Annotated in this window: 19 protein-coding genes; 14 read left to right on the top strand and 5 right to left on the bottom strand. The window is 70.6% G+C overall.

Translation table 11 applies throughout. From position 1 onward, the window contains the following. The first annotated feature begins 1 nt into the window (after nucleotide 1). The 8 genes from QWU11_RS13515 (at nucleotide 2) to QWU11_RS13480 (ending at nucleotide 10,387) form a co-directional block, all read left to right on the top strand. Nucleotides 2-1,999: a hydantoinase B/oxoprolinase family protein gene (locus QWU11_RS13515; protein WP_290106470.1), complete on the top strand. Its 1,998-nt coding sequence runs from the start codon at nucleotides 2-4 to the stop codon at nucleotides 1,997-1,999. Further along, on the top strand, nucleotides 1,996-3,207 hold the full coding sequence (locus tag QWU11_RS13510; RefSeq protein WP_290106467.1) for an amidohydrolase: 1,212 nt from the start codon (nucleotides 1,996-1,998) through the stop codon (nucleotides 3,205-3,207). The genes QWU11_RS13515 and QWU11_RS13510 overlap by 4 nt, the downstream gene beginning before the upstream one ends. Further along, on the top strand, nucleotides 3,204-5,117 hold the full coding sequence (locus QWU11_RS13505) for an FAD/NAD(P)-binding protein (protein WP_290106465.1): 1,914 nt from the start codon (nucleotides 3,204-3,206) through the stop codon (nucleotides 5,115-5,117). The genes QWU11_RS13510 and QWU11_RS13505 overlap by 4 nt, the downstream gene beginning before the upstream one ends. Nucleotides 5,118-5,234: 117 nt before the next feature. Then, nucleotides 5,235-5,411 (top strand): hypothetical protein, encoded by a 177-nt coding sequence (locus QWU11_RS13500; protein WP_290106460.1) that lies wholly within the window; start codon nucleotides 5,235-5,237, stop codon nucleotides 5,409-5,411. Between the two features lie 255 nt (nucleotides 5,412-5,666). Beyond that, nucleotides 5,667-5,945 carry a hypothetical protein gene (locus QWU11_RS13495; protein ID WP_290106458.1) on the top strand — a complete coding sequence of 93 codons (279 nt, stop codon included), beginning with the start codon at nucleotides 5,667-5,669 and terminating at the stop codon, nucleotides 5,943-5,945. 92 nt (nucleotides 5,946-6,037) lie between these two features. Further along, nucleotides 6,038-7,219 carry a zinc-dependent alcohol dehydrogenase gene (locus QWU11_RS13490; RefSeq protein ID WP_290106449.1) on the top strand — a complete coding sequence of 394 codons (1,182 nt, stop codon included), beginning with the start codon at nucleotides 6,038-6,040 and terminating at the stop codon, nucleotides 7,217-7,219. 243 nt (nucleotides 7,220-7,462) lie between these two features. Further along, a complete protein-coding gene (locus QWU11_RS13485) occupies nucleotides 7,463-9,523 on the top strand; it encodes a catalase (RefSeq protein WP_290106406.1) in 2,061 nt (686 codons plus the stop codon). Nucleotides 9,524-9,679: 156 nt separating this feature from the next. After that, nucleotides 9,680-10,387, top strand: a complete 708-nt coding sequence (locus tag QWU11_RS13480) for a BTAD domain-containing putative transcriptional regulator (protein WP_290106400.1) — start codon at nucleotides 9,680-9,682, stop codon at nucleotides 10,385-10,387. Nucleotides 10,388-10,443: 56 nt separating this feature from the next. Here the strand turns inward: QWU11_RS13480 and QWU11_RS13475 are convergent, their stop codons facing one another. Next, nucleotides 10,444-11,349 carry a manganese catalase family protein gene (locus QWU11_RS13475; RefSeq protein WP_290106386.1) on the bottom strand — a complete coding sequence of 302 codons (906 nt, stop codon included), beginning with the start codon at nucleotides 11,347-11,349 and terminating at the stop codon, nucleotides 10,444-10,446. A gap of 344 nt (nucleotides 11,350-11,693) precedes the next feature. Here QWU11_RS13475 and QWU11_RS13470 point away from each other — a divergent pair, with 344 nt between their 5' ends. Then, on the top strand, nucleotides 11,694-12,074 hold the full coding sequence (locus QWU11_RS13470) for an STAS domain-containing protein (RefSeq protein WP_290106384.1): 381 nt from the start codon (nucleotides 11,694-11,696) through the stop codon (nucleotides 12,072-12,074). A gap of 66 nt (nucleotides 12,075-12,140) precedes the next feature. Here the strand turns inward: QWU11_RS13470 and QWU11_RS13465 are convergent, their stop codons facing one another. Continuing rightward, entirely contained in the window at nucleotides 12,141-13,352 is a 1,212-nt protein-coding gene (locus QWU11_RS13465; protein ID WP_290108697.1) for an NAD(P)-binding domain-containing protein, read from the bottom strand. Nucleotides 13,353-13,389: 37 nt separating this feature from the next. Beyond that, on the bottom strand, nucleotides 13,390-13,938 hold the full coding sequence (locus QWU11_RS13460; protein WP_290106378.1) for an OsmC family protein: 549 nt from the start codon (nucleotides 13,936-13,938) through the stop codon (nucleotides 13,390-13,392). Nucleotides 13,939-14,035: 97 nt separating this feature from the next. On the opposite strand from QWU11_RS13460, the gene QWU11_RS13455 reads away from it, so the two are divergent. From QWU11_RS13455 to QWU11_RS13445, 3 genes are read left to right on the top strand one after another with little or no spacing between them, the layout of a single operon-like run. Continuing rightward, nucleotides 14,036-15,232: a homoserine O-acetyltransferase gene (locus QWU11_RS13455; RefSeq protein ID WP_290106326.1), complete on the top strand. Its 1,197-nt coding sequence runs from the start codon at nucleotides 14,036-14,038 to the stop codon at nucleotides 15,230-15,232. 19 nt (nucleotides 15,233-15,251) lie between these two features. Then, nucleotides 15,252-16,577: an O-acetylhomoserine aminocarboxypropyltransferase/cysteine synthase family protein gene (locus QWU11_RS13450; RefSeq protein WP_290106270.1), complete on the top strand. Its 1,326-nt coding sequence runs from the start codon at nucleotides 15,252-15,254 to the stop codon at nucleotides 16,575-16,577. A gap of 5 nt (nucleotides 16,578-16,582) precedes the next feature. Then, nucleotides 16,583-17,065, top strand: coding sequence for a CoA-binding protein (locus QWU11_RS13445; protein WP_290106244.1), 483 nt, complete (start codon nucleotides 16,583-16,585; stop codon nucleotides 17,063-17,065). A 79-nt stretch (nucleotides 17,066-17,144) separates the two neighbouring features. On the opposite strand, the gene QWU11_RS13440 is transcribed toward QWU11_RS13445, so the two are convergent. Both QWU11_RS13440 and QWU11_RS13435 read right to left on the bottom strand, forming a co-directional pair. Further along, nucleotides 17,145-17,252, bottom strand: coding sequence for a DUF397 domain-containing protein (locus QWU11_RS13440; RefSeq protein WP_290106234.1), 108 nt, complete (start codon nucleotides 17,250-17,252; stop codon nucleotides 17,145-17,147). Between the two features lie 16 nt (nucleotides 17,253-17,268). Further along, nucleotides 17,269-18,111 (bottom strand): DUF5753 domain-containing protein, encoded by an 843-nt coding sequence (locus QWU11_RS13435; RefSeq protein ID WP_290106225.1) that lies wholly within the window; start codon nucleotides 18,109-18,111, stop codon nucleotides 17,269-17,271. 290 nt (nucleotides 18,112-18,401) lie between these two features. Between QWU11_RS13435 and QWU11_RS13430 the strand changes: the two genes are divergently transcribed. Next, the gene (locus QWU11_RS13430; RefSeq protein WP_290106126.1) at nucleotides 18,402-18,821 is read left to right on the top strand and encodes an ATP-binding protein; all 420 of its coding nucleotides are present in this window, start codon (nucleotides 18,402-18,404) and stop codon (nucleotides 18,819-18,821) included. Beyond that, nucleotides 18,818-19,048: a hypothetical protein gene (locus QWU11_RS13425; protein WP_290106115.1), complete on the top strand. Its 231-nt coding sequence runs from the start codon at nucleotides 18,818-18,820 to the stop codon at nucleotides 19,046-19,048. Before QWU11_RS13430 ends, QWU11_RS13425 begins: the two co-directional genes overlap by 4 nt. Nucleotides 19,049-19,108 lie beyond the last annotated feature (60 nt).

Raw genomic sequence — 19,108 nt, 5'->3', positions numbered from 1 at the left:
CATGCGGCTCGACCCCGTCACCCTGGAGATCGTCGGCAACAAGCTCGCCGCCGTCACCGAGGAGATGTGCCTGACCCTGCAACGGACCAGCCGGTCGCTGTACGTGAAGGAGACCGCGGACTTCTGCTGCGCGGTCGCCGGCCTGGACGGAGGGTTCGTCGCCTACCCGAGAGGCATCGGCGTCTCCGGGTTCGTCGGCCTCAACGTGCTGACCGCCGTCGAGCGCGCCGGCCCGCTGGAGCCGGGCGACGTGATCATCACCAACGACCCGTACACCTCGGGCGGCCTGGCCACGCACCTGACGGACATCCAGCTCATCGAGCCGTACTTCGAGGACGGGCGGCTCGTCGGGTACGGCTGGGCGTTCATCCACTGCTCCGACATCGGCGGCCGGGTGCCCAGCAGCCTGTCTCCGGTCAACGACGAGATCTACCAGGAGGGGCTGCAGATCCCGCCGGTCAAGCTCGTACGGGCCGGTGAGGTGAACCGCGACGTCGAGGCGTTCCTGACCGCCAACAGCCGGACCCCGGAGGCCAACCTCGGCGACATCCGGGCGATGCGCGCCGCGCTGGGAACCGGGCGCGACCGGCTGGCCGGCGTCATCGCCCAGCACGGCACGGACTCCGTGCTCGACGCGTACCGGGACCTGGTCGACCACACGGCCGAGAAGGCGCGGGCGGCGCTGGCCCGGCTGGACGACGGCACCTACCGGTTCGTCGACTACCTCGACGACGACGCCGTCTCCGGCATCCCGGTGCGCCTGTCGATCACCGCGACGCTCAGCAGGGGAGACCTGCACCTGGACTTCACCGGCACCGACCCCCAGGTCGCGGCGGCGTTCAACATCGCCAGCCTGGGCCGGGCCCACGCCTGGATCACGACCAGGGTCCTGGCGCTCATCTGCACGCTGGACCCCGGCATCGCGCTCAACGCCGGGCTGATCAAGCCGATCACCGTCACCGCCCCCGAGGGTTCGCTGGTCAACGCGGTACGCCCCGCGGCCGTCGGGATCCGGCACGCGGCGGCCTCCCGGGTCAACGACGCGCTCGGCGGCGTCCTCGGCCTGGCCGCGCCGTCGATCCTGCCGGCGGCCGGCAGCGGCCTCGTCGTCCCGGTCGTGGTCGCCGAACAGGGTCCGCTCGGCCAGAACGTGCAGGTTCTGGAGCCCATGGTGGGCGGGACCGGAGCCCGCGACGGCGCGGACGGCGTCGACGGCCGCGACAGCGGCATCTCCAACCTCTCCAACAACCCGGTCGAGACCGTCGAGACCGAGATCGGCGTCGAGATCCTCCGGTACGGCCTGCGCCGCGACTCCGGCGGCGCCGGACGGTGGCGTGGCGGCTGCGGCCTCGAACTCACCTTCCGCGCGCGGCGGAGCGGCTCCCGCCTGCTCGCCCGCGGCCTGGAGCGGATGCGCTTCCGCCCCTGGGGCGCCCGCGGCGGACGGCCCGGAGTGCCCGCCCGGCTCATCCTCAACGCGGGCACGCCGCACGAGCGGGTCCTGGACAAGATCGACGTGCTGGCGCTGGAGGACGGCGACGTCGTGACGCTGCTGACCTCGGGCGCGGGCGGGTACGGAGACCCGCTGCTGCGAGCGGCGGACGCAGTGCTGACCGACGTACGGCGCGGCGTCGTGTCGCCCGAGGCCGCGCGGCGGGACTACGGCGTCGTGATCGCCGAGGGACCGGCCGTGGACGAGGAGGCGACACGGCGGGAACGCGCGTCCCGCCCGGGGCCGGCCGAGCCCGGCGCCGAGTTCGGGCCCGAGCGGCTCGCCTGGGAGTCGGTGTTCTCGGTCGAGCTCGTCGACCGCCTGGTCGCGGCGCTGTTCCGCCTCCCGGCCGCGGACCGCTCCCGGCTGCGGGCGGGCGTCTACGCTGAGGTGCTCGCGGACCTGCCGCCCGGATTCATCCGCGAACCCCTTGAACCGTCGCGGGCGGAGACGGCCCGCGAGCGGCTGACGGGCAGGATCGTGGAACTGGAGCGGCTGGCGCGATGACGGAGCTGTCGGAGGCGGCATTGGACGATCTCGCCGAGCTGTACCGCGACCTGCACCGCAACCCCGAGCCGCCGTTCGGCGAGGTACGGACGGCCGGGATCGTCGCCGGGCGGCTGCGGCGGGCCGGTTTCGAGGTCGCCACCGGCATCGGAGGCACGGGCGTCGCCGGCGTCCTGCGCAGCGGCGAGGGGCCGGCCGTGCTGCTGCGCGCCGACATGGACGCACTGCCCCTGGCCGAGCGGACCGGCCTCCCGTACGCCAGCACCGTGACCGCCGAGGACGCGCACGGCGAGCGGACGCCACTGATGCACGCCTGCGGGCACGACATGCACGTGGCCTGCCTGTCCGGCGCGGCGGACCTGCTCGCCGCCGGGCGCGGCGGGTGGCGCGGCACGGTGCTGGTGGTGTTCCAGCCCGCCGAGGAGATCGCGGCCGGCGCGCGCGCCATGCTGGACGACGGCCTGTACGACCGCTTCGGCACGCCGGACGTCGCGCTCGGCCAGCACGTCTTCCCGTACCCGGCCGGCACGCTGCTGCACTGCCCGGGGCAGGTGCTCGGCGCGGCCGAGACCCTGGAGGTACGGCTGCACGGCAAGGGCTCGCACGGCTCTCAGCCGGAACGCGGCGTCGATCCGGTCGTGCTCGCCGCGGCCGTGGTCATGCGGCTCCAGACCGTCGTGTCGCGCGAGGTGTCCCCGGCCGAGCGCGCGGTGGTCACCGTGGCCCGGCTGCGCGCCGGTCACGCCGAGAACGTCATCCCCGACGAGGCCACGATGACGCTGAACATCCGGGCGTTCTCCCCGGACGTCATGCGCGGCGTGCTGGCCGCCGTCGAGCGGATCGTACGAGCCGAGGCCGACGCCTCCGGCGCGCCCCGCCCGCCGGAGCTGCGCACCCTCAGCTCCTTTCCCGCCACCTTCAACGACCCGGACGCCACCGAGAGGGTCGCCTCGGCGTTCGCCGACCGGTTCGGAGCCGAACGGGTCGGCGATCTCGCGCCGATGATGGGCAGCGAGGACTTCGGGCTGTTCGGCTCGGCGGCCGGCGTGCCCTCGGTGTTCTGGGGGCTCGGCTCCGCGGGTGAGGAGGACGCCCCGGGCAATCACTCGCCGCTCTTCGCCCCGGTCGTCGAGCCGACCCTGTCCACCGGCGTCGAGGCGCTCGTCACCGCCGCCCGTACCTTCCTCGGCGAGCCGGCAGGGGCATGAACGCGTCGATCTGTGTGGTCGGCGCCGGCCCGCGCGGCACGTCGGTGCTGGAACGCATCACGGCGAACGCGCCGTCGCTGGCGCCGGACCGGCGGCTCGACGTGCATCTGGTGGACCCGTACCCGCCGGGCGGCGGACACGTGTGGCAGGCCGACCAGCCCGGCGACCTGCTGATGAACACGGTCGCCGCGGACGCGACGCTGTTCACGGACACCAGCGTGCGCTGTGCGGGCCCGGTGCTCCCCGGCCCCAGCCTGCACGAGTGGGCGCGCACCGTCGCACGGGACGACCCGGATCCAGGCGTTCGCGCCGAGGCCGCCCGGATGCGGCCGTGGTCGCATCCGAGCCGCCGGTTCCACGGCCGTTACCTCGCGTGGGCCTTCGCGCGGGCCGTCTCCCGCGCGCCCGCTTCGATCCGCGTCCACCGGCACCGTACGCGGGCCGTCGCGATCACCTCCCTGGCCGGCGGGCGCCAGCGGGTGGCGCTGGAGGACGGCTCCGGGCCGCTGGACGTCGACAGCGTCGTCCTGACCCTCGGCCACACCGACGTGGAGCCCGACCCTGCGCAGCGCGCGCTCGCCGGTTTCGCCGAGGAGCACGGCCTGTTCTACGGCCCGCCGGCCAATCCGCTCGACCTGGATCCGGCGGCCGTGCCGCCCGGCACACCGCTGCTGGTGCGGGGGCTGGGCATGAACTTCTTCGACCACATGTCCCTGTTCACCGTGGGACGCGGCGGCCGGTTCGCCCGCGAGGGTTCCCGGCTGCGGTACCGGCCGTCCGGCGATGAGCCGCTGATGTACGCCGGCTCGCGGCGCGGCGTGCCGTACCAGGCGCGGGGCGACTACGGCGCGATGCCGCCCACCTTCCCGGCGCGCTACTTCGACGACGCCGCGGTCGCCCGGCTGCGCGCGGCCGGCCCGGTCGACTTCCGCGAGGCCGTCTGGCCGCTGATCGCGAAGGAGACCGCCTACGTCTACTACGACACCCTGACGCGGGTACGGCCCGGCGCGTGCGCGCTGGACCCGGCCGAGGTCCGCGCCGGGTTCGACGCGCTGTCCTGGACGGATCCGGCGCTGGCCCGGCTGGTCGAACGCGCCTTCCCCGATCCCTCGGTCCGGCTCGACTTCGCGGCCCTGGACCGCCCGCTGTCCGGCGCGACGTTCTCCGGCGACTCCCCGCACCGGGGCGTGGTGACCCGGCTGCGGGCCGACCTGGCGGAGGCACGGGACGCGGGCCGGAGCCCGCTCAAGACCGCGATGACCGCGCTGGGAGCCACCCGGGGCCGGGTCCGCCGCCTGGTGGCGTACGGCGGCCTGACCGGCGACTCGCACCGCCGCGACCTGGACGGCTGGTTTCGCGGTTTCGCCGCCTCGGTGTCGAGCGGCCCGCCGGCCGGCCGGATCGAGGAACTCCTGGCGCTGGCCGACGCCGGGCTGATCCGCTTCGTCGGCCCGGGGATGACCGTGACCGCCGATCCGCGGCGGAAGACGTTCCTGGCGACGTCGCCGCAGGCCGGCGGCGAGCCGGTCGCGGCACCGGCGTTCCTGGAGGCCCACCTGCCCGGACCGGACCTGCGGCACACCGGCGATCCGCTGCTCCGGCAGCTGCGCGAGACCGGCGCCTGCCGCCCGTACCGCATCCCGACCCCCGGCGGCGCGGCGTACGAGACCGGCGGCCTGGAGGTCACGGAGAGCCCGTTCCACCTGGTCGCCGCCGACGGACGACCCCACCCGCGCCGTTTCGCGCTGGGCATCCCGATCGAGTCCGTGCACTGGGGAACCGCGATCGGCGCGGTACCCCGGTCGAACGCCGCGATGCTGCTGCAGACCGACGCGGTGGCCCGCGCCGCGATCCTGGCCGGCGACACCGCCCCGGCTCCGCGCACGGCCGGGCACCACGCAGCGAGCTGAACCCGGCCCTGGCGAAGTGCTCCCTTCATGATTGTTTTCCTCATGTCGGGTAAGCGACTACATATGAGGCAAAACGGGCAAAATGACTTTCGGGGGACTCTCATCGAGCCGCAGGGCGTGAACGCGGAGGCCGCCGTCGACGAGGCGTCCCACGAGGGCACGCAGAGGAACGGCCTCGTGCCGCCGCCCCCCACTTCGCAGCAGCTGAACGACATGCGCCCGGACGAGATGGTCGGCCTGCCCGCGCAGCTTCCCGGCTACCCGGGCCAGCAGCGTTCCGTCGACACCAGCTGACCCGTCCGGCCCCTGACCGCGGCTCTTCAGCTAGGGAAGGACCTGCTCGGCGTAGAAGGAGAAGAAGCCGTCCTTATCCGCCCGGCGAGGGTGGCCGCCTTCTCCCCGAAACCGGACATGTAGCTCGTCAGCGTGGCGCACGTGCCCGCGGCCTGGGCGATGACCACCGGATGCGTACGGACGAACGGGTAGTCGAGATCCTCACCGGGGAAACACTCCTGTATCAGCTGCTGAGCGTTTCCGGGGGAGTCTGCGATGCCGACGACGAGGACCATCGAACGTACGCCGCGTGAGCACGGGGCGCCGGCCGCACCATGGGCCGGACGGGGCACTCGCGTGGAGGTGCCGGTGCTGGGCACCCTCACCCTTCCCCGCCGCGACCAGCTGGTCTTCTTCGGCGGCCTCGGACTGCTCGCCGTGGTCGGCGTGATCGAGTGGCCGGTGGCCGCCGTCGTCGGAACGGGCCATCTGCTGGCCGCCAGACGCAACAGCAGGACGTTCCGCGAGGTCGGCGAGGCCCTGGAACAGGCCTGAAGCGCCGTCCGCCGTCCGCATGTTGGTTCGCCGGACGCGCGGGTAGCGCGAGCCCGGAGCTGAGGCGAGACCGGGAGAAACGGAGAGCGGCGATGAAGGCACTGACGTGGCACGGCAGGCGCGACGTACGCATGGACGAGGTGCCCGACCCGATCATCAAGGAACCGACGGACGCCATCATCCGGGTGACGACGACCGCGATCTGCGGATCGGACCTGCACTTGTACGAGGTGCTCGGCCCGTTCATCGACGAGGGCGACATCCTCGGGCACGAGCCCATGGGCGTGGTCGAGGAGGTCGGCGCGGAGGTCATCGGCATCCGGCCCGGGGACCGGGTCGTCGTCCCGTTCAACATCTCCTGCGGGCACTGCTTCATGTGCGACAGGAAGCTGTACGCCCAGTGCGAGACCACACAGGTCCGCGACCAGGGGACCGGCGCGGCCCTGTTCGGCTACACGAAGCTGTACGGTCAGGTCCCCGGCGGCCAGGCGGAGTTCCTCCGCGTGCCGCAGGCGCACTTCGGGCCGATCAAGGTGCCCGAGGGGCCCGCGGACGAACGGTTCGTCTACCTGTCCGACGTGCTGCCCACGGCCTGGCAGGCGGTCGAGTTCGCCGACATCCCCGCAGGTGGCAGCGTCACCGTCCTCGGCCTCGGGCCGATCGGCCAGATGTCGGCCCGCATCGCCCGTCATCTCGGCCACCGGGTGATCGGGGTGGACGGAGTGACTGAGCGCCTGGAGATGGCCCGGCGTCACGACGTCGAGATCCTGGACGCGAGGGAGTGCGACGACGTGCCCGGCGCCGTACGCGAGCTGACCGGCGGGCGCGGCACCGACGCGGTCATCGACGCGGTCGGCATGGAGGCGCACGGCTCACCCAACGCCAAGGTCGCCCAGAGCCTCACCAGCCTGCTGCCGGACGCCGCCGCCGGAGCCTTGATGAAGAAGGCCGGGATCGACCGCCTCGCCGCACTCCACCAGGCCATCGAGATCGTACGCCGCGGCGGGACGCTGTCGATCAGCGGCGTCTACGGCGGAGCGGCCGACCCGATGCCGATGCTGCGGATGTTCGACAAGGGCATCCAGATCCGCATGGGCCAGGCCCACGTCAAACGCTGGATCGGCGACCTCCTGCCGCTGGTCACCGACGACGCGGACCCACTCGGCGTCGAGGACCTGGCCACCCACCGCCTGCCCCTGGGCGAGGCCCCTCACGGCTATGAGATCTTCCAGAAGAAGCTCGACGGCGCCATCAAGGTCCTCCTCACTCCGTGAGACAGCCCGAGGCATGAGTTCGCGGCCCCGGCAGATCGGTATGTGCCCATTCGGCCTATGCCGACCCGCGGATCGGCATTGTCATTAGCGGCGTGCCGCAATTCAGCCCTTTTCCAGCGATGTTCGCCGCTGGTCACGAGGCCGCGTGAACGTGCGGAGTGAATATGCGCTCCGGTGTTACCAGTGCCCGGCGGGGGGTAGGGCGGACCCTCGCGTCCACCACCCGTCATAGGAGAACCATTCATGCCTCCGAAGCAGAAGAACGACCAGTCGTCGCCGAACGGCCGTACGGGAAGAACGCGTAACGGCGCGCAGGACGGCCGTTTCCTGACCACGGCGCAGGGTGTTCGGCTGCCGGACACCGACCATTCCCTCAAGGCCGGCTCGCGCGGCCCTACATTGATGGACGATTTCCATCTGCGGGAGAAGATCACTCACTTCGACCACGAGCGCATTCCCGAGCGTGTCGTCCACGCGCGCGGCGCCGCCGCTCACGGGACCTTCCTCGCCTACGGGAACGCCGCTTCGGCGACGAAGGCCGGTTTCCTGCAGAAGGGCCGCGAGACACCGGTGTTCGTGCGTTTCTCCACCGTGCTGGGCTCTCGCGGCTCCGCAGACACCGTCCGCGACGTCCGCGGATTCGCGACGAAGTTCTACACCGACGAGGGCAACTTCGACCTGGTCGGCAACAACATGCCGGTGTTCTTCATCCAGGACGGCATCAAGTTCCCCGACATCATCCACGCCGGCAAGCCGCACCCCGACCGCGAGATCCCGCAGGCGCAGAGCGCGCACGACACCTTCTGGGACTTCGTGTCCCTGCACACCGAGGCCACCCACCACGTCATGTGGGCCATGTCCGACCGCGGCATACCGCGCTCGTACCGGACGATGGAGGGGTTCGGCGTCCACACGTTCCGGCTGGTCAACGCCCGGGGCGGGACAACGCTCGTGAAATTCCACTGGAAGCCGGTCGCGGGGGTGCACTCGCTGGTCTGGGAGGAGGCCCAGATCGCCGCCGGCGCCGACCCGGACTTCCACCGCCGGGACATGGCCGACGGCATCGAGGCCGGCACGCCGCTGGAGTTCGAGCTGGGACTGCAGCTGCTGCCCGACACCGAGGACCAGACCTTCGAGGGCATCGACCTGCTGGACCCGACCAAGCTCGTGCCGGAAGAGCTGGCCGAGGTGCGGCTCGTCGGGAAGCTGACCCTGGACCGCAACCCGACCAACTACTTCGCCGAGACCGAGCAGGTCGCCTTCCACACCGGCAACCTGGTACCCGGCATCGAGGTCACCGACGACCCGCTGATGCAGGCGCGGCTGTTCTCCTACCTCGACACCCAGCTGACCCGTCTGGGCGGGCCGAACTTCGCGCAGCTGCCCATCAACTGCCCGCACGCCGCGGTCAATGACAACCTCCGCGACGGCATGCACCAGTCGGCCGTCCACCGAGGACAGGCCCCGTACCTGCCCAACAGCATCGACGACGGCCCGGAACCCGCCACCGAGGACGACGGCGCGTACGTACACCTTCCGCGTGAGGTCGAGGGCCCGAAGGTACGGGCGAACCCCGCCTCCTTCGACGATCACTTCTCCCAGGCGACGCTCTTCTGGGCGAGCATGAGCGAGGTTGAGAGGGTCCACATCGTCGAGGCGTTCACCTTCGAGCTCAGCAAGTGCTACGAGCAGCCGATCCGTGAGCGGATGCTCGGCGTCCTCGCCCAGGTCGACGAGCGGCTGTGCGCGGAGGTCGCCGCCGGGCTCGGGCTGCCCGCCCCCGCCGGCGAGCCGGCCACCGGCGTCGAGCCGTCCCCCGCCCTGTCGCAGATTCCCGCCGGGCCAGGGCCGGTCGCGGGCCGGGTCATCGGCGTCGTCGCGGCCCCGGGGGCGGACCTCGCCGGCATCGGCAAGCTGCGCAAGGCCGTCGAGGACGAGGGCGCCGTGCTGCGGGTCATCGCCCCCACGGGCGGTGTGCTGACCAAGGGCCGTACCAAGGAGATCATCGAGCGGACACTGCCCTCCACCCGGTCGGTGGAGTACGACGCGGTGCTGGTCGCCGGGGGCGTCGGTGGCCTCAAGGACGTCAAGCTCACCGTGCTGCTGCAGGAGGTCTTCCGCCACTGCAAGGTGATCGGCACCTGGGGCGACGGCCGGCAGGTCCTCGAGGCGGCGGGTGTCGACCCGTCCGCGCCGGGCGTCCTCCACAACGACACGCTCACCAAGCAGTACACCGGTGAGGTCCTGGAGGCGGTCGGACTGCACCGTGTCTGGGCGCGCGCCGAACTGATCATGGCCGGGTAGCGCGCAAAGATCTTTCAGTCGATTACCAGCCCCAAAAGGTCGCACGAGGGGCTTCTGGGGATGTGGTGGACATATCGCTAGAGGCTCCGGGGACGCCGGCCGCCGGCATCGAGGCGCGGCCGGCCCCCGCGAGGTCGATACGGAGGGGGCGGGCCGGTGCCGGACTACGCGGTCCAGTTGCTCGGAGGCTTCGAGCTGCGGAGTGAGGGCCGGGTCGTCCGTACGACGCCGGCGGCTCAGCGGCTGCTGGCCTTCGTGGCCACGCGGATGAGGAAGACGAGCCGTACGGCGGTCGCACAGGCGCTCTGGCCGGACGCGCCGGAGGCCCGGGCGGCGGCGAATCTCCGGTCGACGCTCTGGCGGCTGCGCGGCGGCCACGCGACAGGTCCGATCAGCTCGACCGCGTACGGCCTGGAACTGGGGCCGGGGACCAGCGTCGACGTCCACGCGCTCCACGCCACGGCGGAGGGGCTGTCCCGAGGGACGGAAGTGATCGTCCTCGACCCCGGAGTGTTGAGCGAGGACGTGCTGCCGGAGTGGGGCGAGGAGTGGCTGCTGGCCACGCGGGAGTGGTTCCGGCAGGTGCGCCTGCACGCATTGGAGGCCCTGTGCGTCCGGCACTGCCGGGAGGGCCGGTTCGGCGAGGGGCTGGAGGCCGGGCTGGCGGCCGTCGCGTGTGAGCCCCTGCGGGAGAGCGCGCACCGCGTGGTCGTACAGGCGCATGTGGCCGAGGGGAACACGGCGGAGGCCGTACGGCAGTACCGCCTGTACCGGCGGCTGTTGAGGGAGGAACTGGGCCTGACGCCGTCCGCCCGGTTCAGCGAGATGATCGCCGGCCTGGGGGTGGCCGACACGGCCCGGTGAGGACCCGACGCCGTGCGCCGGAGCCGTCCCTCAGGGTACGGCCCCGGCGCGGGCCGTCAGGGCGTGAACTTGTCCTTGAGTTTGCCGATGGGACCCGTCTCGGTGCCGAGCGCCGGGCCCTTGGCCTTCCCCATGCCGCCGTCGTAGGTGTCATAGAGCTTCGGGTCGGGTGCGGGCGGCATGGTGCCGTTGCCGAGCGGCATGGGGTCCATCACGTAGGTGAACTCGTGCTGCCCGTCGGGCTGCGGCCCGCTCGCCCAGCCGCCCTCTGCCGCGGCGGTGCCGTCCGACAGGTGCCAGATGGTGGAGGCGTGCTCGGCGTACTCCTCGTCCTGCAACGCGTTGGGGCAGACGGTGGAGGGCTCCAGGCCGTCGGAGTGGAGCTCCTCGATCGCCTTGAGCCACAGGTTCTGGTGCAGTGTGTCGCGGGCGAGGTTGAACCTCAGCATGTCCTTCACGCCGGGGTCGTCGGTCATGTTGTAGAGCCGCGCGGTCTGCAACCGGCCCTGGGCCTCGGCGGCGACATTGGCGCGGAAGTCGGCGAGGAGGTTCCCGCTGGCGATGATGTAGCGGCCGTTCCATGGGTAGCCGTTGCTGTCGGCCGGCAGGGCGCCGCCGCCGGACACGATGGCCTGCTGCGGGTCCATCCCGCCGAGGACGGCGCCGACGACCGGGTCGGCCATCGCGGCCTTGGAGGTGGCGGTGGCCGGCGCGCCTTCGAGCAGCCGTGCGACCATCGTCGCGAGCATCTCCACGTGACCGATCTCCTCGGTCGCCACATCCATGATCAGGTCCTTGTACTTGCCGGACACCCGGCAGTTCCAGCCCTGGAACAGATACTGCATGGTCACGGTCATCTCACCGAACGCGCCGCCGATCAGCTCCTGAAGCTTGTGCGCGTACACCGGATCAGGCTTCTCGGGCTTGGCGTCGAACTGCAGATGATCGGTGTGCCGGAACATGAACCACTCCTCGCGGTCAGACCGGCCGGCCGGGCCGATGCGGGCACGGACGGCGGAACGGTGCGGACGGGCAGGACGCTAGAGGTCACCCGTCTCCCACCCGTCACAGCCGCATCACCGCCGCCGTACGGCCCGATGAACCGCGCCCCAGGCACGGCTCATCGGGCAAAAGTCGCGTATCGGTGTATTGATGTTGTGGCCTGGGGACGACCAACTCGGGGGAAAGCCCGCGACCGGAGGATCTGACCCGGCGGGCTCATGGACAGGCCGCCCTGTCAGTGGCGGCCGCATCAACGCGCATTCGAGCCGAAGCCGAGCGACGGCCGGTGCGCGAGGGGGCCTCAATGACGAATACCGAAACGATGCCGGTCCGGCGTACCGCCCGCTATACCGCGGTCACACTGCCGGACGAGATCGACATCGCCAACGCCGACCACGTACGGGAAGGACTACTGAACCTGATCAACGCCGACGGCCCGGTCACCCGGCCGCTGATCGTCGACATGACCGAGACGAGCTTCTGCGACTCCTCGGGGGTCAACGCGGTGCTGCGCGGTCACACCCGCGCGGACGCCATGGGTCGCCGCATGTACCTCGCGATCCTTCCCGGAGGAATCACTCGCAAGATCTTCGACATCACCGCGGTGTCCCGCCTCATCCCCGTCCACGACGACGTCGGCTCGGCCATCGCGGCCGCGGTCGTGGCCGCCTTCGACCGGCACTGACGGGGCCAGACGCGGCGCCAGGCGAGGTGCAGGCCCTTTCCCACGGGATCGTGCCGCCTCGGCGAGTCACCGACGCACGGTCAGGCCCTGTACCAGGTGGTCGATCACCTCGCGCGCGTCGTCTTCGATGCCGTGGATGAACGTCGACCTGCGCCGCCGCAGGACGGGCAGCCCGAGCGCGTACAGCCCGCCGTCGACCACACCGCCGTCGTGCCGCAGCCGGCCCTTCTCGTCGACCACGGGCACGTCGAGCCACGCGTAGTCGGGCCGGTACCCCGTCGCCCACACGATCGAGCGGATCTCGTCGCTCCCCAGGTCGAGCTGCCACCGCGCCTTGTCGGGGACGTGCGTCGGCGCGAAGCGCTCGGGAGGACCGACCTCGGCGTCGCGCCCGTGAGCGCGGGCCCACGCGTCGAACGTCTCCAGCAGCCGCTGCATCTTGAGGTCCGCGAGCGAGAACACGTTGCGCAGGCCACCGGAGAACAGCGCACGCCCGTCGCGTACGGCCGCCCAGCGGCCCACGAGCTCGACGCCCATCGCGGTGAGCGTGTTGAGGTCGAGCGTCGTACGCTCGGGGGTCCCGACGAGCTGCGGGGAGGGCAGCCGCCGGGCCCGCGTCAGGTCATCGACCTCGTCGTGGCGCTCGTCCCACACGCCGGAGGCGTCCATCCACCACAGCACGTCGCGCCCGCGGTACAGGCGCGGCAGCCGTACGTGCTCCCCGACCGACAGGACCACCGGCCGCCCCGACCGCCGCAGCTCGGCGGCGAGCTGCACGCCGGTCGCCGAGGCTCCCACGACGAGCACGCCGCCGTCGGGAAGCCGGTCAGGGCCGCGGTAGTCGAACGGCGTCAGCTGCACGACCGACGCCGGCACCGCCTCACTGAGCGGCGGCACCGACGGCCGGTTGCACGCGCCGCTCGCGATGACCACGGCCCGGCAGCCGATCTCGCCGCGGCTCGTCGTCACGAGGTACCCGTCGCCGTCGGGTTTCACCGAGGTGACGTTCGTGCCGGTACGGACGGGAGCGCGCGCGACGGTGGCGAAGCGCTCGATGAACGCGGTCACCTCGCCCATCGTCATGTAGCCGTCGGGGTCCGGGCCCTCGTAGCGATGGCCGGGCAGGCGGCTCTGCCAGTTGGGCGTGAGCAGCCGCAGCGAGTCCCAGCGTTCGCGTCGCCAGGAGTTCGCCACCTCACCACGCTCGAGCACGACGTGCTCGACCGACCGGCCGGTGAGGAAGTGGCTCGCGGCGAGGCCGGCGTGCCCCGCCCCGATGACGACGGTGGTGGTGTGTTCGATGACCCGGCCTTTCTCAGGCGACCTCGACGGTGACGTTCGTCGGGTTCGTGAGAGCGTCGAAGACGGCCGAGCGCTTTTGGGACTGGGCGACGAGCGCCGCGATCTCCTGCTCCGAGGCGTCCGCGTCGATCGTGAACGTCACCTTGACGTCGTTGAAGCCGTTGCGCACGTCGCTGTCGGCGCCGAGGATGCCGCGGATGTCGTGGTTGCCCTCGACCGTCGACTCGACCGAGCGCAGCTGGATGCCGCGGTTCTGCGCGACCGACGCGACGCCGGCCGTCAGGCAGCTCGCCAGGCCGACGAGGAGGTACTCGATCGGCGTGATGCCGTGGTCCTCCGCCGCGAAGACCTCGGGGTGGTCGGCGGTGAACTCCGCCTCGCTCTTGTGGCTCTGCTCCTGCCCGAGACCGAAGAAGTTCTGGATCTTCGTCGTGCTGTGGACGCCGTTCTCCCACTTGGAGGAGGCGCGCCACGTGAACTGAGCCGCCTCGGGCGCGCCCTTCAGCGCCTCGCGCGCGTCGAGCAGTGCCTGGACGTTGACGCCGTTGTCGATCGTGGTCATGTCCGTGATGTCCCCTCTACCATGATCCCCAGCTTCCCCATCGGGATATCGGACAATACAGTGGCTGAGCAGGCCGTGACTAGTTAGGATTCCGCCCATGGTGCCAGGGTCGACGCTTCCCGCCGGCTCGGTCGGCAGTGTCGAGACGCAGTACCTCGACCTGCCGGAGCCGCTGCGGCTCGACTGCGGGCGGACACTGCACCAGGTCCGCGTCGCGTACGAGACCTACGGCACCCTCTCGCCCGAGCGCGACAACGTCATCCTGGTGTGCCACGCGCTCAGCGGCGACGCCCACGCGGCCGGCTTCTCCAAGACGGCGCCCAAGGACAGCGCGCGCGACGGGTTCGGCGCCGATGACCGCGACGGCACGGCCGGCAAGGGGCTCGGCTGGTGGGACGGGATGATCGGCCCCGGCAAGGCGTTCGACACCGACCGCTTCTTCGTCGTGTCCACGAACCTCCTCGGCGGCTGCCGCGGGACGACCGGGCCGTCGTCGATCGACCCGGAGACCGGCTCGCCGTACGGGTCCGGCTTTCCCGTCATCACCGTCGCGGACATGGTCCGTACGGAACGGGCGTTCCTCGACGTCCTCGGCATCGAGCGGCTCGCGGCCGTGGCCGGCGGCTCGCTCGGCGGGATGCAGGCGCTGCAGTGGGCGGTCCTGTACCCCGACCAGGTCGACGCCATCGTGGTGATCGCCAGCACGCACGCCCTGCACCCGCAGGGCGTCGCCTGGAACTCCATCGCCCGCGACGCCATCATGCGCGACCCCGCCTGGCAGGACGGCGACTACTACGACACCGGCCGTACGCCCCAGGCGGGCATGGGCGTGGCGCGGATGGTCGGCCACATCACCTACCTGTCCGCGCCGGCGCTGAACGACAGGTTCGGCCGGCGGCTGCAGTTCGCCGACGACATCCGCTACACGTTCACCGAGCCGGAGTTCGAGGTCGAGAGCTACCTGCGCCACCAGGCCGACTCGTTCGTCAAACGCTTCGACGCCAACACCTACCTCCTCACGTCACGGGCGCTGACCTACTTCGACCTCGCGCGGCAACACGGCGGCGGATCGCTCACCAGGGCGCTGGAAGACGTCGCGGCGCGTACGCTGCTCATCGCATTCAGTTCCGACTGGCTGTACCCCCCGTCCGCGTCGGGGGAGATCGAAGACGCACTCCACGCTCTCGGCAAGCCGGTCGAGTTCGCGGTCATCGAGGCGCCCTACGGCCATGACTGCTTCCTCCTGGAGGAAGCGCGCCAGACGCCCATCATCCGCCGGTTCTTGGACGGGTGACGTCGAGGAAGAGGTTTTGTTGACCGACCAGTTCTCGCGCGCCGAGGAAGAGCGCGCGTTCGGATTCGAGACACGGCAGCTGCACGCCGGGCAACGGCCCGACCCGAACACCGGCGCACGCGCCGTGCCGATCTTCCAGACGACCAGCTACGTGTTCGAGGACCCCGAGTCGGCGGCGGCGTACTTCAACCTGCAGGAGTACGGCAACACCTACTCCCGCATCATGAACCCGACGACCGCGGTGTTCGAGGAGCGTGTGGCCAACCTCGAGGGCGGCGTCGGCGCGGTGGCGTTCGCGAGCGGCATCGCGGCGCAGGCGGCCGCGCTGTTCACGCTGCTGCAGCCGGGCGACCACGTCGTGTCCTCCTCGGCGCTGTACGGCGGCACGGTGAACCAGCTCAAGCACCTGCTGCGCAAGATGAGCGTGGAGCTGACCTGGGTCGATCCGGATGATCCGGACGCGTGGCGGCAGGCGGTCCAGCCGAACACCAAGGCCTTCTTCGGCGAGACGATCGGCAACCCCGCCGGGAACGTGCTCGACATCGAGACCGTGGCCACCATCGCGCACGAGCACGAGCTGCCGCTGATCGTCGACAACACGTTCGCGACGCCGTACCTGTGCCGCCCGATCGAGTGGGGCGCCGACATCGTGATCCACTCGGCGACCAAGTTCATCGGCGGCCACGGCACGAGCATCGGCGGCGTCGTCGTCGAGGCCGGCACGTTCAACTGGTCCAACGGGCGTTTTCCCGTGATCGCGGACCCGTCGCCCGCGTACCACGGCCTGCAGTTCCACGAGACGTTCGGGACGTACGGCTATCTGATGAAGCTGCGCGCCGAGACGCTGCGGGACCTCGGCGCGACGCTCGCGCCGCTCAACGCGTTCTTGTTCCTGCAGGGCCTGGAGACGCTGTCGCTGCGGATGGAGCGGCACGTCCAGAACGCCCTGGCGATCGCGGAGTTCCTGGAGGCGCACTCGCTGGCGTCGAACGTCACCCATCCCGGCCTGCCGTCGAGCCCTTACCGGCCGCTGGTGGAGAAGTACCTGCCGCGCGGCGTCGGCGCGGTGTTCTCCTTCGACTGCGCCGGCGGCCGGGAGGGCGGACAGGACCTCATCCGCGGCGTGACACTGTGGTCGCACCTGGCGAACGTCGGCGACGCGAAGAGCCTGATCATCCACCCCGCCAGCACGACGCACCGGCAGCTGAGCGACGATGAGCTGCGGGCGGCCGGCGTCGCGCCGGGCACCGTACGGCTGTCGGTCGGCACCGAGTCCGTCGAGGACCTGATCTGGGACCTCGAACAGAGCTTCAAGCTCGTCGCCGAGGCAGCGGGAAAGAGGTAGCGGGCATGATCGATCTCGGGCACTACCAGGACCCGGTGAAGATCCAGGGCGTGCTCCACGGCACGAAGACGATCGCGGTCGTGGGCCTGTCGAAGAACGAACTGCGGGCGAGCTTCTTCGTCGGTTACTACCTCAAACGGCACGGCTACCGCGTGATCCCGGTGAACCCCCGCGAGACGGAGATCCTGGGGGAGCGGAGCTATCCGAGCCTGCTTGATGTGCCGGACAAGGTGGACGTGGTGAACGTCTTCCGTGCCCCGTCCGCGTTGCCGGGAATCGCGCGAGAAGCCGTTGAGATCGGCGCGAACGCGTTGTGGTGCCAGTTCGGCGTGATCAACGAAGAAGGCGCGGGGATCGCGGAGGACGCGGGGCTGACGGTCATCATGGACCGCTGCCTGAAGATCGAACACGCCCGCTATGTCGGCCGCATGCACTGGCTGGGCTTCAACACCCAACGCATCACCTCCGTCCGCGCCGGCCTCCAGTAGCCGCCTCGCGCCGAGCTCCTCGGCGAGGACACGGCAGAGGGCCCCGGGATTCATCCCGGGGCCTACGCGATGGTGGAGGTCAGGCGCTCTGCGCCTCGTCGAAGACGGTGACCTCAACGCAGTCGCCGGAACCGCCGCCGGAGTGGGTGCTCTTGCGCCAGGTGGAGGGTTGGATCTGCTGGGACACGGTTGCTACCCCTTCATCATCGGTCGCGAGCCAACCGCTTCAGGTAGGCGATCGACTCCTTGGGTCTGAGCGCACTCGCGCTCAGGTGTTGGAACACGGTCCGGCGCTCGTCGATCTGCGCCTGCCCCTCCTCGTAGGCGCTACTGGGACGCGCCTCGCGATAGACCAGGCTCGGATCATCCTCATAGTCCAGGATCACGAATGATCCGGCCAGGCCAGGATGCGGTTCTATCTCCATTGGCAAGATCTGGATCACCACGTGGTCCGTTCGCTCAGTGTCGATCAGACGCTGGAGCTGCTCCGCTTTGGCTTCCGTTGAGCCGAAGGAGCGCACGATGGCGTTTTCGTCGATGACCGCCCACAGCCTGGGCGGGTCGTCGCCGGTGAGTATCTTCTGTCGCTCCATACGCAGCTCGACCAGGCGCTCGATCTTCTCCTCGTCCGTCATCAGGTAGCCCCGCTGAATGGCGGTGGCATAGGCGGGCGTCTGGAGCAGGCCCGGGATGATGGCGAGTTGGTAGGTGAAGATCCTGCTGGCCTCACTCTCGAACTCGACGTAGTTGTCGTCCAGCACGCCGTACGCAGACCACCAGCCGCGTTTGCGCGCCTCCCTGGTGAGATCCAAGAGCGCCTCACGCCTGGTCCCGTCGGTGACTCCGTAGAGATCGAGCAGGTTCTTGATATCGGCGACGCGAGGCTGAACGGACTTGGCCTTCTCCAGGTTGTTGACCTTTCCGACCGACCATTCCAGCGAGCGTGTCACCTCATCGGCCGTGAAGCCCGCCGTCTCACGAAGCCGACGGAGCTCACGAGCGAGACGTCGCCGCCGCACGGTCGGGCTGTGCCGGGCATCGGCCATCTCGTTCCCGTCCTCTCCTCGGGGTTCTTGGGAACCTGCGGTCACTGATCGTAGGGCAGCAGTCTCAGAAAGAGACACCAATACGCAAATCGCCTAACTGGAATTACTCGATCATGAAAACCTAGTTGCGATTTCCAATTAGGAGAACCATAGTTGGTCACACAGTGTCCCCGGGCCGTTACAGGCCCACCTCCCATCGGGGAGTCCCCATGTGTTTTCCATCGATGCCGGTGCTCACGACTGGTCGGATCGTGTTCACCTGCCCCGCCACCGGTGCCTGCTGGCTTCGGATGGCACCGTCCCCTGGCCTCGTACCTGCGGCCCGGCGGTTCACCCGCAGGGTGCTGGCCGGGTGCGACGCCGGCCACGTCGATGACGCCGAGGTCGTGACGTCGGAGTTGGTGACGAACTCCCTGAAGTACGCCCTCGTCGCCGCGGATCCGCCTGAGCACGTGGTCCCCGGCATCTGGCTGGGCGTGCGGGTGCTCAAGCGGTTCTGCCACCTCTACGTGCGTGACCCCTATCCGGTGCCGCCGGTGAGGAGGACGGCGGACGAGACCGACACCTGCGGCCGTGGTCTGTTCATCGTCGAGGCGCTCACGGCCGCGTTCTGGGTGGAGACCCGGGCCTTCGACAAGACGGTGCACGCCGTCATCGCCAGGCCGGGCGTCGTGCTCAGCGAAGCCGAGCTGGACGAACTCCGCCGATGAGCGGTCCCGAACAGATCCCTCACGTGCCGGGCTTCTCACTGGAGCGGGATCCGCACACCGGCGGGTGGATCGCCACCTCCGGCTCCGGGCGGTTCACGCTGCGTGGCCGTAGCGAGGCCGAGCTCAACGCCGACCGCTGGCGGCTGTGGTCCGAGGCCCTGTACGACTGCCGCTCCGCCATCGCCGAGCTGTTCCCCGGCTGGACCGCCCAGACCCCTGCGAAGTGACCGGTCCCCCCGTCCGGTCCTGCGCGGGATGAGGGGCCGCCGTGTCCTGGGGAGAGCACG

This window comes from Actinomadura sp. DC4 (assembly GCF_030406325.1).
Taxonomy (GTDB): Bacteria; Actinomycetota; Actinomycetes; order Streptosporangiales; family Streptosporangiaceae; genus Actinoallomurus.
The sequence above is the reverse complement of the archived record's forward strand: the minus strand, read 5'-3'. Positions and strand labels throughout refer to the sequence as shown.

Bases quoted from the DNA above. Each gene is read 5' to 3' on its own strand.
- QWU11_RS13515 (WP_290106470.1), top strand. From the start codon at position 2: ATGCGGCTCGACCCCGTCACCCTGGAGATCGTCGGCAACAAGCTCGCC.
- QWU11_RS13510 (WP_290106467.1), top strand. From the start codon at position 1,996: ATGACGGAGCTGTCGGAGGCGGCATTGGACGATCTCGCCGAGCTGTAC.
- QWU11_RS13505 (WP_290106465.1), top strand. From the start codon at position 3,204: ATGAACGCGTCGATCTGTGTGGTCGGCGCCGGCCCGCGCGGCACGTCG.
- QWU11_RS13495 (WP_290106458.1), top strand. From the start codon at position 5,667: ATGCCGACGACGAGGACCATCGAACGTACGCCGCGTGAGCACGGGGCG.
- QWU11_RS13490 (WP_290106449.1), top strand. From the start codon at position 6,038: ATGAAGGCACTGACGTGGCACGGCAGGCGCGACGTACGCATGGACGAG.
- QWU11_RS13485 (WP_290106406.1), top strand. From the start codon at position 7,463: ATGCCTCCGAAGCAGAAGAACGACCAGTCGTCGCCGAACGGCCGTACG.
- QWU11_RS13475 (WP_290106386.1), bottom strand. From the start codon at position 11,349: ATGTTCCGGCACACCGATCATCTGCAGTTCGACGCCAAGCCCGAGAAG.
- QWU11_RS13470 (WP_290106384.1), top strand. From the start codon at position 11,694: ATGACGAATACCGAAACGATGCCGGTCCGGCGTACCGCCCGCTATACC.
- QWU11_RS13460 (WP_290106378.1), bottom strand. From the start codon at position 13,938: ATGACCACGATCGACAACGGCGTCAACGTCCAGGCACTGCTCGACGCG.
- QWU11_RS13455 (WP_290106326.1), top strand. From the start codon at position 14,036: ATGGTGCCAGGGTCGACGCTTCCCGCCGGCTCGGTCGGCAGTGTCGAG.
- QWU11_RS13445 (WP_290106244.1), top strand. From the start codon at position 16,583: ATGATCGATCTCGGGCACTACCAGGACCCGGTGAAGATCCAGGGCGTG.
- QWU11_RS13435 (WP_290106225.1), bottom strand. From the start codon at position 18,111: ATGGCCGATGCCCGGCACAGCCCGACCGTGCGGCGGCGACGTCTCGCT.
- QWU11_RS13430 (WP_290106126.1), top strand. From the start codon at position 18,402: ATGGCACCGTCCCCTGGCCTCGTACCTGCGGCCCGGCGGTTCACCCGC.
- QWU11_RS13425 (WP_290106115.1), top strand. From the start codon at position 18,818: ATGAGCGGTCCCGAACAGATCCCTCACGTGCCGGGCTTCTCACTGGAG.